The organism is Polyangiaceae bacterium (assembly GCA_020633205.1).
In the GTDB taxonomy this organism is placed as follows: Bacteria; Myxococcota_A; Polyangia; order Polyangiales; family Polyangiaceae; genus JAHBVY01.
The window spans coordinates 391391-405860 of the sequence record JACKEB010000016.1 but is presented as its reverse complement, the minus strand read 5'-3'; the positions used below and the strand labels follow the sequence as shown (position 1 = coordinate 405860).

General features: G+C 64.6%; 9 protein-coding genes. 2 read left to right on the top strand and 7 right to left on the bottom strand.

Annotation, left to right across the window (positions count from 1 at the left end):
• Positions 1–883, bottom strand: an 883-nt coding sequence (locus H6718_26370) for a hypothetical protein (protein ID MCB9588965.1), incomplete at its 3' end; no start/stop codon positions are given.
• 146 nt (positions 884–1029) lie between these two features.
• Between H6718_26370 and H6718_26365 the strand changes: the two genes are divergently transcribed.
• A complete protein-coding gene (locus H6718_26365) occupies positions 1030–3198 on the top strand; it encodes an MFS transporter (GenBank protein ID MCB9588964.1) in 2169 nt (722 codons plus the stop codon).
• Positions 3199–3212: 14 nt separating this feature from the next.
• On the opposite strand, the gene selB is transcribed toward H6718_26365, so the two are convergent.
• The 6 genes from selB to H6718_26335 all read right to left on the bottom strand — a co-directional run bounded on the left by selB (position 3213) and on the right by H6718_26335 (position 12640).
• Positions 3213–5213: a selenocysteine-specific translation elongation factor gene (gene selB / locus H6718_26360; GenBank protein ID MCB9588963.1), complete on the bottom strand. Its 2001-nt coding sequence runs from the start codon at positions 5211–5213 to the stop codon at positions 3213–3215.
• Complete coding sequence (locus H6718_26355; protein ID MCB9588962.1) at positions 5210–5983, bottom strand: dienelactone hydrolase family protein; 774 nt, start codon at positions 5981–5983, stop codon at positions 5210–5212. The genes selB and H6718_26355 overlap by 4 nt, the downstream gene beginning before the upstream one ends.
• Before the next feature lie 37 nt (positions 5984–6020).
• Entirely contained in the window at positions 6021–6614 is a 594-nt protein-coding gene (locus H6718_26350; protein ID MCB9588961.1) for a hypothetical protein, read from the bottom strand.
• Positions 6614–8344: a propionyl-CoA carboxylase gene (locus H6718_26345; protein MCB9588960.1), complete on the bottom strand. Its 1731-nt coding sequence runs from the start codon at positions 8342–8344 to the stop codon at positions 6614–6616. The genes H6718_26350 and H6718_26345 overlap by 1 nt, the downstream gene beginning before the upstream one ends.
• Before the next feature lie 102 nt (positions 8345–8446).
• A complete protein-coding gene (locus H6718_26340; GenBank protein ID MCB9588959.1) occupies positions 8447–9838 on the bottom strand; it encodes an ATP-grasp domain-containing protein in 1392 nt (463 codons plus the stop codon).
• Between the two features lie 225 nt (positions 9839–10063).
• Complete coding sequence (locus H6718_26335) at positions 10064–12640, bottom strand: PAS domain S-box protein (GenBank protein ID MCB9588958.1); 2577 nt, start codon at positions 12638–12640, stop codon at positions 10064–10066.
• Between the two features lie 357 nt (positions 12641–12997).
• Between H6718_26335 and H6718_26330 the strand changes: the two genes are divergently transcribed.
• Complete coding sequence (locus tag H6718_26330; protein MCB9588957.1) at positions 12998–14455, top strand: serine/threonine protein kinase; 1458 nt, start codon at positions 12998–13000, stop codon at positions 14453–14455.
• Positions 14456–14470 lie beyond the last annotated feature (15 nt).

Sequence of the window (14470 nt, the reverse complement as noted above, 5' to 3'; positions counted from 1 at the left end):
TGGCGCCGCGCCCGATCACTTCACCCACTTCGTAGCGTTCCACCCGCGTACCCGTGTAGGCGCCAGGTTTGACGCGCATCGCGCGATCGAGATCGGCTTGAGCTTCGTCCAGTAGAGCATCGCGTTTCTGTATCTGTTGCGCTGCGCGCTCGAGCCGACTAAACGCGCGTCGCGTCGCTCTGCGGCTCTGGCGCGCGAGCCAAAACGTCGTTCCGAGAATCACCTCGCAGACCACACCAAAGCTCAACAACGTGACCGTGTCAGAGGGGCGCATGGCGAGCACCGAGTTTCTGACGTCGAGCACTCCGAACGCGGCGAGCGCGCACAGAACGAACCAGCCGAGGGCGCTGGTGCCAAACACCAGCCCGCCCGCCAGCTCCCAGTCGCTCAGTCCGAAATAGTAGATCCCAAGGCATAGCGTCATCACCGCGGGGCTGAATACCCCGAGGTGAACGCACATCGTGAGGATAGCGAACACGCAGAGCAAGCCGTGTGCAAGCTCTATCTTCGGGCTGTAGCGTTGCTCTTCACGGTACCACACGGCAATGCCGATGCTCGCGGCGACCACGATGGCCAGGACGCCGGTAGCGAGCCATTGGCGCAGCTCCGCGTTAGCGCCGTGCAGCCTGGCGCCAGGAATCCAGATAGCTGCGAGCGCCGCAGCGGCGACCAACGATGCGAGGTTGGCCAGGGCTCGGCCGCGAGTCGCGCCTTCGGTGGCGAGGATGCCCGGCGTGGTCAACCAGAGTTCGGCGCTGCCGCTGGAGTTCCCCGAGCGTGAGTCGCCCGCGACCAGTGGTGTGGTGCCAGAGTCAGAGCTGGTTTCGGACGGCGTGGCGTGGGGGCCTTCCACCAACGTGGGATCGTCTACCCCCAAGCTCATTGACGCAGGATCTCGTGGGCTCCGGCTCGGAACAAGCATGTTCGGCCTGTCGGTTCCAGCGCCGTAGCCGGGGAGGCGCTGAAGCCCTGCGTTGCGCCTCGGGATAGGCGTGGATCAGCGAGCAAACAGGACTATGGTTGCGGGCCATGAGCTTGGAGCGAGTGAAGCGGCTAACGAGCCGATTTCGTGAGCAACTGACTTCGGTCCCAGATGACTGCAACGCCTGGTCGCACGGGACCGAGCTTGGCGTAGAGCTGGTGGAGTCCATGTTGCGCGCGCGGCATTTGGATGTGGCCGCTCACGAGCTGAGGAAGCGCGGCGTCGGGCACTACACGATTTGCAGCACTGGCCACGAGTCCAACGTGGTGCTCGGGCGGCTAACATCGCCCAAGGACCCCACGATCGTCCATTACCGCTCCGCGGCGCTGCAGGTCGAGCGGGCCAGGCAGGTCCCGGGTAGGCACCCGGTGCAAGATATCGCTCTGTCGCTGGTGGCGGCACGGACGGAACCGACCAGCGGTGGTCGACACAAGGTCTTCGGCGGCAAGGACCTCGGTATCATCCCGTCCACCAGCACGATCGCTTCCCACATGCCGAGGGCCGTCGGACTGGCGATCGCCCTCGAGCGCGTGATGCGCTTGGAGCTTCCTCACGAATTAGACCCCGACTCGATCGTGATGGCGAGCTTTGGCGACGCGAGCTTGAACCACTCGACGGCGATCGGGGCGTTGAACGCCGCGGGCTGGGTGGTCCACCAGAAGCTAAAGCTCCCATTGTTGGTCGTGTGCGAAGACAATGGGCTTGGGATCAGCGTGCGCACCCCGACCGGCTGGGTGGAGGAGCGTCTGCGGAGCCTCCCGCACATCGCGTATCATTCCGCCGACGGAACCGACCTGAATCAGTGCTACCGCACGGCGCGCGACGCGATCGAGGAGTGCAGGCGCACGCGGAGGCCTCAGGTGCTCCATCTGCGCACCGTGCGCCTTTTGGGTCACGCTGGCAGCGACGTCGATACCGTTTACCGTGCGCCGGCCGAGCTCGCTGCAGCCGAGGGCGCTGACCCGGTGCTGCATGCCGCATGGCAGCTTCTAGCATGCGGCGTGTCCGCGGAGCGCCTGCTCACGCTCGACGAACGAATCCGCGAGGAAGTCGGAGCAGCCTGCGAGCAGGCCGCTGCTGCACCGCGCCTACAGAGCCGGTCCGAGGTGATCCACGCGCTCACCCCGCGGCCCGCGCCACTCAGTCAGCCGCCGCTGCCGCCTCCAGCGCTGGCGAATGAAGAGCCTCTTACGCTGGCGCAAGGCATCAACCTCGCGCTGCGTGAAGCCTTGCAGGCATACCCTGAGGCGCTGGTCTTTGGTGAAGACGTCGCAAAGAAGGGCGGTGTGTACGGCCTGACCAAGGGGTTGCTCGGCCAAGCTGGCCCCGCTCGAGTGTTCAATACGTTGCTCGACGAGCAGACGATCCTCGGGATGGCGTTGGGGGCCGGACTCTTGGGCATGCTGCCGATCCCCGAGATCCAGTATCTGGCCTACCTGCATAACGCTGAAGATCAAATCCGTGGGGAAGCGGCAACCATGAGCTTCTTCTCGGACGGGGCGTACACGAATCCGATGGTTGTCAGAATCGCCGGGCTCGCCTACCAGAAGGGCTTCGGCGGTCATTTTCACAACGACAACTCAGTGGCCGTCTTGCGCGACATTCCAGGGATCGCCCTCGCGGTCCCCGCGCGCGCCGACGACGCGCTCGAGATCTATCGTCAGGCGCTGCATCTGGCCAAGTCTGCCGGCCGTGTAGTCTGTGTGGTCGAGCCCATCGCGCTCTACCACACCCGCGATCTACACGAAGAGGGTGACGGTCAGTGGCTCGCGCATGCCGCCGATGCCGCCGCGCGCGGCGGCGACGTCGGCTCCAACTTCTCGCGCGCACGGGTCTATCAGGCGGGCGCAGCGGACTTGACCATCATCACCTACGGCAACGGCCTCTTCATGTCCCTGCGGGCCGCGCACCTCCTGCAAGAGCGAGGCGTCGCGGCTCGCGTGGTCGATCTGCGATGGTTGGCGCCGCTTCCCGAGGCTGACATCCTGGACAATGCACGTGCTACGGGCCGCGTGCTGATGGTCGATGAGTGTCGGCAGAGTGGCGGGATTTCAGAGGCGGTGGCAGCCGTGCTGCTCGACGCCGGATATCCCATCAAGTGGCGGCGCGTGGCGTCCGCGGACTCCTTCATCCCGCTGGGAGATGCCGCAAATCTCGTGTTGGTTCAGGAGCAAGAGATTGTGGATGCCGCACTATCGCTGATGTCTCTGCCTTGAGCCGCTAACTTGGGCTAAGTGCCGTAGGGAACCCGATCATTGCCAACACGTCGGGTGACCCTGGCTCGGTCGAGGTACTCCATGAGGGGCACGGCTTGCTTTCGGCTGACTCCCGCCAGGTCCTTCAAGTCCCCAACGGAAAGCGTCGGATGCCCCTCGAAGCGCGCCAGCACGCTCGCCTTGAGCGCCTCGAGCGCGTCTGCGGGGAACCAGAGCTCGGACAGTGATACGGCCAGTCCCTGGCGAGCCAGCTCCGACAGCACGCTCTTCAGCGCTTGAGGCGCCATCGAGAGCTCAGTCCACAGTTCGCGCTCCGACGCGCCCTGGAGGCCCCGCTCGCCGAGCAGCTTCCCGACCTGTTCTCGATTGCGTGTGAGCGAGGCGCTACCGGTCCGTAGAAATTCCGGGGTGGCGAGGCGTTGAGCGACTTCTGAGAGCTGGCTGTCATCGCACGCTTGACGCAGCACGCGTTCGGCGACGGCCCGGCCTGCAAGGCGTGACAGGCGGGCCAACGCAGCTTCCCGTGGCATCCCGAGTTCATGGGGCGCCGTGGCGTGATGTGCGCGGACCTCATCGACGATTGATTGCGAGAGTACCTCGAGCGAGTGCTTGGTGGTAACCGCTTCCGCCAGGATCAGCAACCGAGGGTGCTTTTGGATCGCCCTCGAGAGGCGGTCGACGGAGCAACCCGAGCGGGATGCCAGCGACTCCAGAGCAGCGGATCGAGGGGCGCCGTAGAGCAGCCAGTGCTCGCAGGCATCTCCAAGTTTTTGGTCTCGCAGCGCCTCGAGGGCGCTCTTCCGGTGGTGCCAGAGCGAGGTGTTACCGCCGCGGATGCGCGACTTTCGCCGCGGCAGAGCTGCGGCGTGCACATCCAAGACTACGCCACCCGCGAGGACGCTGCCTCGAGACTTTGCCGTGCGGAACCCACGCAATACCAACGGTACGCCGGGCTGAACAGGCATCGGAGAGGCAAACGCCAGGTGCGCAACGCCTCGGATGTATCCCGTCGCTTCTGGTGACGGTTGCTCGAACCAGGTCAGCCGTCCCTGGCGGTAGCTGGTGCCGATGTGACATAGGACGCTCGCGCCATCCTCGAGTTCGGGAAGTGCCTCCTCCAAGACTCTAAGGGTTACGTCGATGCGTTTGCTCTCGGCACCGAACAGCCCATCCGTGAGTGCGTCGCCGCGCTCCACTTCCTGACCGCGACTGAGCGCGAGGTTCAAGGCGACTCGACAGGGTGCCGTCGCTCGACTGACATCCCGCCCGTGCACCTCGAGGCTCCTACAGCGTACCTGCCGTGAGCCACCCGAGCCGAGCAGCGTGAGCGGCCGGTCCAGCTCCATTTGGCCGCGCGTTAGCGTGCCCGTCACCACCGTGCCAGCACCCTTTACGCTGAACACCCGGTCGATGGCGAGCCAAGTGGGCAGCTTCGGTTCGGAAGCATCTCGCCGGCTGCGCACGGCGGTTAACGCGTCGGCAAGCTCGCTCAGCCCCTTTCCGCTTTGAGTATCCGTGGGGATAATTGGCGCGTCCTCGAAGCCGAGTTCTTTCAGGGTCGCCTGGACGTCCAGCGCCGCTAGTGAGCGCATCTCGTCGTCGACCAAGTCTGCTTTGCTGAGCGCCACGACCAGACGCTCCATGCCCGTAAGCCGACATATCTGTAGGTGCTCGCGAGTCTGGGGCATGACGCCATCGTCCGCGGCGACAACCAAGAGACCCACGTCGACGCCGCCGAGTCCGGCGATCATGGTGTGAACCAACTTTTTATGGCCCGGGACGTCGATGAAGCTGAGCGGGTGGTCCGGGAGTTCCGCGTATCCGAGCTCAATCGAGATGCCGCGTCGCTTCTCGTCTGGCAGTCGATCCGTGTCGGTACCCGTTAGCGCTCGTAGCAGGCTGGTCTTGCCATGATCGACGTGACCTAGGGTTGCCACCAAGAGCCGGCCCTCTGCGACGCTGGTAGACGCCGCTGCTTGGGTTTGCTGCGGCCCGGCCTTGCGCGTTCGCGTCATCTCGGGGGAGAGGCAAAGTGGGTGGCGAAGAAGTCGAGCATACGGCTCCAGGCATCCTCTGCGGCTGCCTCGTTGTAGGCGACCTTCATCGGACCGTGCTTGCCGGCGCTGGTGGTGAGTCCCGGTTCGTGATGACTCATGAAGCTGTGACCCGCATCGGGGTAGAGCTTGATGTCGTGCGCGACGCCCAGTGACTCCAGGTGCCGACGCAGACGCCTGCCTTGAGGCGCGAAGATCGCATCGCGTTCGCCAAACGAGCCAACCACCGGGCAGATCCCAGACAAGTCTCGAGCCCGCTTGGGGACCATCCCGTAAAACGGCGCTGCTGCGCGCACGTTCGAGCTCTTGAGCGCGTGCAAGATCGCGAAGCCGCCTCCAAGGCAGAAGCCGGCCACGGCGATGCGCTCGCAGTCGCAGCGGGGCACGTCCTTGAGAGCCGCTTGAGCCGCCGTGAGGTGATCGAAGACGGCGCCGCGACCGGTGGTAGAGCCGAGCACCGTCCGCAGCACACACAGCGATCGAACTCCCGGGCCGTCGTACAGATCGGGTGCGAGTGCGACTAGGCCATGTTCCGCAAATCGGCGGGTGATCCGTCGAATGTCGTCGTTGAGCCCGAAGATCTCGTGCAGCACCAAGACGCCTGGCGTCTGCTCGAGCTCGTGAGGCTCGGCGAGGTAGCCACGCATGGTGTGCCCCTCTGCGAGCGGGATGCGAACCTCTCGGTCGCGCACCTGATGACGACTCCGTTCGCTGGCCGTTGCTCTCGTCATGCAGAGAGCATACTCGCCTAGCTACCGAGGTGAACCGTCACTCGACTGCCTCGAGTTCCAACAGCGGATCGCCTTGCTCCACGTCATCGCCGTCGGCAGGGAGTATCCGCACGACCCGCGCCTTGGCGGGCAGCCCGTCCCCGCCGTAGGCGATACGGTTGAACGTCTTCATGACTTCGAGCAGGCAGACGTTGTGCCCGGTCTGGATCTCCTGTCCCCCGGCGACGAACACGTCTTGGTCGGGTCCCGGTCGAGTGTAAAACCGGCCCGAGGTAGGTGCCCGGAACACTAGGCCGAGGCTCGCCCCAGCGGCCGCCTCCGTGTTCTGCAGATCGCCTTGGGTGACCGGCTCGAGTTCCAGTAGTGCGTCGCCAAAACCGACCGGGAGCTTCGCTGCATAGGTCCGCCGACGCTCGCCGCTGACGATGCCGTGGACTCCCTGGGGCGCCTCCAGGATCACGAGCTTGCCGAGCACGACCAGTTCCCCGATGCGTTGCCCCGCGGTAACGAGAGCGCCTGGGCGCGGCAGACCACGTACCAGGCCCACTCCGGGTGACGTGAGTCGGACACGCCCAGCTTCCAGCGCAGAGCTACCGACCTGCAGGTGTTCAGCGTGTAGCCGGCTGCTCATTACCGCACCTCCTGAACCAACACGGCGAGGTCATGCAGCGACCAGATACGCGGGTTCTTGATGCGTCGACTACCTGTGTTCTGGTAGCTAGCTTCGACGAGCATCTCAAGGTACGCGCGCAACTCGCCAAGGGACACGATCTCATCGGTGTCCATTTGCCGTGCGGCAACGTATGGGTCCATATCGCCCTCGATACGCTGCTCTACTTGCTTCATGCCGGCTTCGATGTTCGCCCGCTCCTCGGCGTCCTTGGTGATGATCTCGAAGTCGTCGTCGAGCTTGGTATTGTACGCGGCGATGGCCAGCGTGCGCCCCTCCATCACGCTCAGCCTGGAGATCGGCGTGGATAGCTGCACGACCGGGTCGTACGGCAGGCCGCTCATGGCGTAGTAGCCGGCGCCCGATGCCTTACGCAGCAACACGGTGAACATCGGCACATCGTTCGTCGAGTTCGTGTAGATGAGGCTCGAACCGTAGGCCAGGAGCCCCTGACGTTCCGCTTCGAGCCCGATGTCGAAGCCGGAGATGTCTTGCAGCCAAATCAGCGGGATGCCGTCTGCGTTGCACGCGCGGGAGAATGCGGAGATCTTCGCGATCCCGGCACGGTATAAAATCGCAGAGGGCCTCTGCTTGCCGGGGTGTTCTGGATCTCCCACTAAACCTTGGCGATTGATGACGAATCCAGCGTAGAGCCCGCCGACGCGTCCGACGCCGCAAATCATCTCTTCGCCAACCTCTGGCAGCACTTCCCAGAACAGGCTCTGATCACACAACCGGGCAAGCACCTGGTTCGCGTCGTACGCGACGCGGTGGTCGGTTGGAAGCAGACCGAGCAGCTCGCTCGCTGGCTCGCGAGGCGGCATCGCCCCTGAGCCGTGACGGTAGAACTCCGCTGCGCTGGTCGGTAGCCGTTCGACCTCCCGACGCATGCAATCGATCAGCACGTCGTCGTTGGGGACCCGAACGTCGGCGCATCCGCTTTGATGTACGTGCACCTCCGGGCCACCGATGCTTAGGCTCGTCATCTTCTGGCTCTTAGCGCCTTTGATCAGCGCTGCGCCGGCGATCACCATATACGCCTGCTCGGTCATGTACACGCGATCACTGATGATGGGCATGTACCCGCCACCGGCGATGCAGTCGCCGAACACTCCGGCGATTTGCGGGACGCCGTGGGCGGACAGCAGGCTATTCATCTTGAAGATGTGGCCCGCGCCGTGCGCGCCTGGAAAGCTCTTGGACTGTTCCGGGAGGAACAGGCCGCTGCAGTCGACGAGGTAGAGCGTGGGGATGCGCAGGCGTAGCGCCATGGTCTGCGCGCGCTGGATCTTCTCCGGCGTGCGCGGCCACCAGGAACCGGAAGCCACCGTGTTGTCGTTGGCGATCACCATACACCAGCGCCCACTCACCAGCGTAAAGGCCGTGACGACACCAGCGCCTGGAGACTTCAGGCCGCCGGGGAACTCGTCTTCGAAGTTTACGAAGGTGCCAACCTCGAAGATGCGTGAGTCCGGATCCTTCAAGAGCTCGATGCGCTCTCGAGCGGTGAGCTTGCCCTTCGCGTGAACGCGTTCTTTGTATTTCTCGCCCCAGCCGGCGTGGACCTCCGCGCGTCGAGCCATGAGGCGCTCCTCGAGCTGCACAGCCCGTTCGAGGTTTTGATTGTAGCTTTGGTCGTCCAACGCGGCTGCGCGTGGCTTACCGATGGGACTCAAGGGGATGTGGGCCATGTGTCTGTTCGACTCCGTTTTCGTCGACGCGGACGAACACCGTTGCAGGGCGTGTGCGGGCTCGCGCTTCGAGCGGCACTCAAGGGAAAGAGCTGCGCAGCGCTAGGCGCGCGCGAGGTAGCTCCCTCCGGGGATGCTGGACGTGTCGTAGCGGTTCTCTGCAAACTCCGCCGAAGCGAGTACGGCTTGGTGCATTGGGATGGTGGTCTTCACGCCTTCACACTCCAGCTCCCCCAATGCTTCGAGCATCGTTCGGGTCGCCGCCTCGCGGTCGTCCGCGTGGGCAATGACCTTGCAGATGAGGCTGTCGTAGTGAGGTGGAATTGTATAACCCTCGAGGACGTGAGTATCCACGCGGATACTGCCGTCACGAAGGTCCGGGAGCTTCCATTTGCTGATGGTGCCCGGGGACGGACGAAAGCCAAGGCTCGGGTCCTCAGCGTTGATACGGCACTCGATCGCATGTCCGCTGAGCTTGATATCCGCCTGCTCGAAGCTTAGCGGGTGCCCGGCGGCGACCAGCAGTTGCTCCCTTACCAAGTCGATTCCACTGCGCATCTCGCTCACGCAGTGCTCCACCTGCAGGCGGGTGTTCATCTCCATGAAGCGCAGGACCGCGGGTTGTCCCGGGGCAGCGCTCTGGGTGTCTAGCAGGAACTCCAAAGTTCCGGCGCCGACATAGCCGATGTCCCGAACTGCCTTCACCGCGCTTTGCAGGGTGCGCTCGCGCTCTGCGTCGTCCAACACCGGGGAGGGTGACTCTTCGATCAACTTCTGGTGGTTGCGCTGGATCGTGCAGTCGCGTTCACCCAAGTGGCAGACGTTGCCGTAGCGATCTGCGATCACCTGGATCTCGATATGGCGCCCACCCTCGACCAGCTTCTCCAGGTAGACACGCGGGTCCCCGAAGAACGCCTGACCCTCGCGCTGAGCGGCGTGAAACGCCTCCTCCATCTCGGCGAGCTGGCGGACGATCTTCATACCGCGACCACCACCGCCACTCTCAGCCTTGATCAGCACGGGTAGGCCGACCTCTTCTGCGACGCTCTTTGCGTGCTCCGCGGAGCGCAGTGGGCCATCACTTCCCGGGATCAGCGTCAGGCCAGCCTGCCTCATCGCGCGCTTGGCGGGCGACTTGGTTCCCATCAGGTGCATCACGTGAGCGGGAGGCCCGACGAAGCTGACGCCGTGCGCCTCGCATAGGCTCGCAAAGGCTGAATTTTCCGAGAGGAAACCCCAGCCTGGGTGTAGCGCCGAGCAATCGGTCTGCTTGGCGGCTTGAACGACCCGAGCGGCATCGAGATAGCTATCCGAAGCGCGCCCCGGCCCAAGACACACGCCGCGGCGCCCCTCGAGGTACGCCGCGTGTCGATCCGCTTCCGAGTAAGCGAAGACTGGCTCAATGCCCAAAGCGTCGCAGGCGCGAGCGATGCGAACGGCGACCTCTCCCCGGTTTGCGATCAACAGGCGGTGAAACAGTTGAGGGTTAGCCATGCGCGGGGCACCCTAAATCAGGCTGAACGAATTAGAAACGCTCTCGCTAAGATTCTTCAGCGACCCGTCAGGGCGTGTAACCGAGTCGCCCCGGCCGAATCCGGGCCGCGCGGGTCGACCGCTCAGTGTTGCTACGGCGAGGCCATGTACGGTGCTTGATGGGAAGCTGGCTCAACCAGTTTCCCATCACGTGCTGGCGCGCCGCATCTGGAGAAGCAGCGGGCCTCAGCGCAGCGCTCGACCCAAGGCGCGCTTGAGGGTCGCGTGGGTGTACGGCTTTTGCAGGTAACCCACGACTTGGTCCAACGGGCCCCCGACGCGCTCGCGCATCTCGTGTTCGGTGTAGCCACTGGTCAGCACGATGGGTAGGCGCGGAGCGATGTCGATCAGTTGCCGCAAGAGCCGGCCTTCGCCTCCACTCGCCAGACTTACGTCGACCAGGGCTACATCGACCATCGACTCCGTTCTAGCGAGAAGCTCCAAGGTTTGCTGCTGGCTTTCAGCGGTCAGCACGCGGAATCCCATGCCGGCCAGCTGTTCGCGCAGCACCTCGAGCAACGGTGCTTCATCGTCGACTACCAAGATCCCCGCGCCGGCCATGGCCTTGGGCGGGATGCTCGTGGCGTAGCTTGGCGCGCGACTCGAGGGTGCATTGCTGCAGGGAAAATAGATGCGAAACAGGGTGCCTGAGCCGATCTCGGTGTCGATGCGCATCGCGCCGCGGTGCCCACGGACGATGCCGAGCGTTGCCGCGAGGCCCAAGCCGCGCCCCGTCGCCTTGGTCGTGAAGAATGGATCGAAGATTTTCGAGCGGGTCGTTTCGTCCATCCCGCAGCCAGTGTCGCGAACTTCGAGGCAGACGTATCGCCCCTCCGGCAGGCCTTCGTCGAGATAGGTCTGCTGCAGGAATCCGCGGTCCACGTCCACGAGTCGCGTCGACACGAAGACGTCGCCCTCGCTACCCTCCAGTGCATCAGACGCATTCGTGATGAGGTTCATCACGACCTGTCCCAGCTGAGTGGGGTCGGCCTCGACCGCTGGCAGTCCCTCCGCGAGATCGCGGTGTAGGGTCGCTCGCTTGGAGATCACGCTGCCGAGAAGCTCGCTCATCTCTGCCACCAGCTGGCTTAGGTCGACCTCCGTGACGACGAAGCGGCTCTTGCCCGAGTAGGCCAACATCTGGTTCGTGAGATCGGTTGCGCGCTGGGCCGCCGCCTGGATGCGATCGAGGCACTCCAGCGCGGGAGAGGTGTTCCCCAGGCGCAGCCGCGCGAGGTCGGCGTTGCCCACGATCGCTACCAGGAGGTTGTTGAAGTCGTGCGCGATGCCTCCCGCGAGAATGCCCAGAGACTCGAGCTTCTGTGTGTGCTGCATCTGCGCCTCGTACCGACGCAGACGGTTCTCGGCATCTCGGCGCGCCGTGATGTCTCGAGACGAGACGAACAAGGCTCGTTCACCTTCGAACGTGACCGCCGTAGCTGACAGCTCCACCCAACCGTCAGTTCCATCGAGGCGAAGTAGCCGCTCTTCGAACGGCGCCAGGCTCGCTCCATCCAGGATTTCCAGGCTGCGATGGTTCAGAGCCTCGCGCCGCGCCGGGTCGAAGAAGTCGAAGACCGAACGACCGATCACGTCGCTCGCAGCGTTCGCTCGAACGAGCCCAAGCGCGGTGCGATTGGCGAAAGCAATCTTGCCCTTAACCACGATCGAGATCGGGTCAGGGGAGCGCTCGACCAGCTCGCGGTAGCGATTTTCGCTGCGCTGGACGTTCTCCTCCGCACGTTTCCTTGCGGTAATGTCCAGGATGGTCACCAACGCTCCGGTGTGCTCGCCGGTTTCTGGATCGCGGACGGGGACCGCCTTGAACACCGCCCAGCTGAGTTCACCGTCGGGTGTGCGAACTCCAATCACCATCGGAGGCTGTTCTCGTCCGGTCAGCAACGCCTGACTGACCGGGTACTCTTCAGCGGGGAGTGGGCTGCCGTCTTCGCGGAGCGTGACAGTGCTGAAGTCGGTTACGTAGCGCTGGGTGAGCTCGTCATAGGAGAGGCCCAGGATGCGTTGAGCCTCTGCGTTCCCCATGCCCACGCTCCCATCCAGGCCGACGAACACGACCCCACCCGGAACCCCGTCGAGCAGGCGCTCAATCAGTTCTTCACTCGCCCTGAGATCGGCCTCGACTCGCTTCACCTGGGTCACGTCTACGAGCGACCCGACCACCGTGTCGCCGGCGCGATTGGCCGACAACAGAAGGCGGCGATGTCTGCCTGCGCTGGTCACCGCGGTGATCTCGAAGGCCTTCACCCGTCTCTGATCCTTGAGCGTGTCGATCAGGCCTTGCCAGTCCCCTGGGTCGGCGTACTGCGCTACGACGTCTTGGCCGAGGAGCGTGCTCGAGTCTTCGTACTCGAGCATGCGCCAGAAGGACTCGTTGACGAAGGTGAGTCGGCTATGTTCCGTGCGGAAAAATCCGGCGGGAGACGTCTCGACCATCTCACGGTAGAGCTGGGCCTCCTGCTTGAGCTGGGTGCGTTGCACCGCGACGCGAACTCGACGACCGAGCTCGCGATCCTGAGGTAGCCACGTGTCGTCCGCGTCCAAGAGCGCGGGCGCGTCGACGTCGCCCAACTCCACGAGCCAAGCCTCTGGGAAGCGTCCCCGAAGTCCTGGGAGATCGTGCGAGCGGTCGAAGAGCACGACGTCGGGAGCTCCACTGGTCGTAGAGAGCTCGAAGCCAGCGCCTTCGAGCGTTTGTTTCAGCTCGTCCGAGAGTCGCTGCGGCTTCAAGACGAGCACGATCATGCGAACACCCCCGGGCGCAGTTGGTCGCCGTGGTGAGGACTGGTCGGATCGAAAGCGGGCGGCTCAGCTCTTTGAAGAGCGGGGTCGTCTGGAAGCAACGTTCGGCTCGAGGGGCGGGAGGGGGCGCCAGCTGGCTGGCTGCGTTCGCAGCGTACTCAGCGCCTTGCGGGTTGGGCAACGCTTTGTAGGCCGCTCGCCCGGTGACACCGCAGTCGCAGGCCGCGTGGCGCAAGCGCGTGACGCTAGACGTCAAGGCGGTGGCGCCGCCGCGACCCACCTAGCGCCCTTCAAGTGGCCGAACTGGCCGTATCACAAGCGCCACGGCATGTGGCCCGCGCCTTGCTTTGCGGGAAGACGATGACCGCTCACCGTGCAGACTCCAACGACCTCGTAGGCCGCATTCTTGGCGGCCGCTACCAGGTGAAGTCGCGCATCAACAGCGGGGGGATGGGCGTGCTGTTCGAGGGCATCGACCTGCGTTCGCAGGCTCCGGTAGCCATCAAGCTCCTCGCCCGTGAGTTTGCCGCCAGCCCCGAGGTCGTCGCGCGGTTCGAGCTCGAAGCACACGCCCTTGAGCGCGTGCGCCACCCTGGCGTCGTGCGTTTGCTCGACGCTTCATTCGAGGTCGGCGGCGATGCGTATCTGGTGCTCGAGTTGTTGGAGGGCGAGAGCCTCGGGGACTTCCTGCACCGTCGGGGCGCGCTCGCTGCCGATGAAGTCGTTCGGCTGGTGACGCAGATCGCCCAGGGTCTGCACGCCGCGCATCGCGCAGGCGTGGTGCACCGAGATCTCAAGCCCGACAACATCATGCTGGTTGACGGCTTGGAGCAGCGAGTGAAGGTGCTCGACTTCGGGATCTGCAAGGTGAAGGGACGCCCGCTCACGCGCCAACAGGTGGTGCTGGGAACTCCCGACTACATGTCACCCGAGCAAGCGCAGGGGCGCTCTGGGGTGGACGCAGCGGCAGATCAGTTTGCACTCGGGGTGCTGGCGTTCGAGATGCTGTCTGGACACGTGCCTTTCGACGCGGATGACCCGATGCAGATCTTGTATCGCGTGGTGCACGAACCAGCCCCAGACCTGACGGCGTTTGCGCCTTGGATCCCCGTGGAAGTAAACGACGTGATCCAGCGTGCGTTGAGCAAGAACCCCAAGGGGCGCTTTGGGAGCGTGCTGGAGTTTGCGACCGTGCTTCGTGAGACGGTCGAAGCCTGCGAAGCGGCGTTCGACGAGGACGAGCGCTCGAGTCACGCGCGGATCCGAGTGATGACCCCGGACGTGCGGCGCGAGCTGCCCACGCCGTGCGTGACCCCCTCCTCGCTGCCGGCGTCGGGCCGGGTCTCGATCCCGGTTGTTCCGCGCTACTCCGGGCCGATGGTTCGCGCTTCGGTCAGGGATAGCTCTCCGCCTCCCAGCGGCGTCGCACGCACCGAACCCTGTCCTCCGCCGGTGTTCGGTGACCGGGATCGCATGTTGGCGAGCCTGCATCTCCTCGAGGATCTACTGAAGGGAGGCGGTGAGCCGGAGGCCGCGCTGTCGCCCGAGCTACGGCGCTGGCTTGGGGGGCTAACCACCTTCCTTCCAGAGCTGACGCGCGCTTGCTACGGCCTGACGGGGCGCATCGAGTACAGCGCGCCGCTGCTCCACGCGGAGAACGTCGAGCACGCCTATCTGCTCTCGAGGCTCGAGCCGGGGATGACCCCCGAAGAAGCCGTAGATGTGTCGGGATTGCCGCGCGAACGCGCGCTGTGCCTGCTCGCGGAGCTGTGTGAGCGCGGCGCTGTACGCTTCTCTCGAGGGGCGCCAGCAGCCTGAGGCGCAGCCCCCGAG

Coding starts and splice junctions, on each gene's coding strand:
- H6718_26365 (MCB9588964.1), top strand. CDS start 1,030: ATGAGCTTGGAGCGAGTGAAGCGGCTAACGAGCCGATTTCGTGAGCAA.
- selB (MCB9588963.1), bottom strand. CDS start 5,213: ATGACGCGAACGCGCAAGGCCGGGCCGCAGCAAACCCAAGCAGCGGCG.
- H6718_26355 (MCB9588962.1), bottom strand. CDS start 5,983: ATGACGAGAGCAACGGCCAGCGAACGGAGTCGTCATCAGGTGCGCGAC.
- H6718_26350 (MCB9588961.1), bottom strand. CDS start 6,614: ATGAGCAGCCGGCTACACGCTGAACACCTGCAGGTCGGTAGCTCTGCG.
- H6718_26345 (MCB9588960.1), bottom strand. CDS start 8,344: ATGGCCCACATCCCCTTGAGTCCCATCGGTAAGCCACGCGCAGCCGCG.
- H6718_26340 (MCB9588959.1), bottom strand. CDS start 9,838: ATGGCTAACCCTCAACTGTTTCACCGCCTGTTGATCGCAAACCGGGGA.
- H6718_26335 (MCB9588958.1), bottom strand. CDS start 12,640: ATGATCGTGCTCGTCTTGAAGCCGCAGCGACTCTCGGACGAGCTGAAA.
- H6718_26330 (MCB9588957.1), top strand. CDS start 12,998: ATGACCGCTCACCGTGCAGACTCCAACGACCTCGTAGGCCGCATTCTT.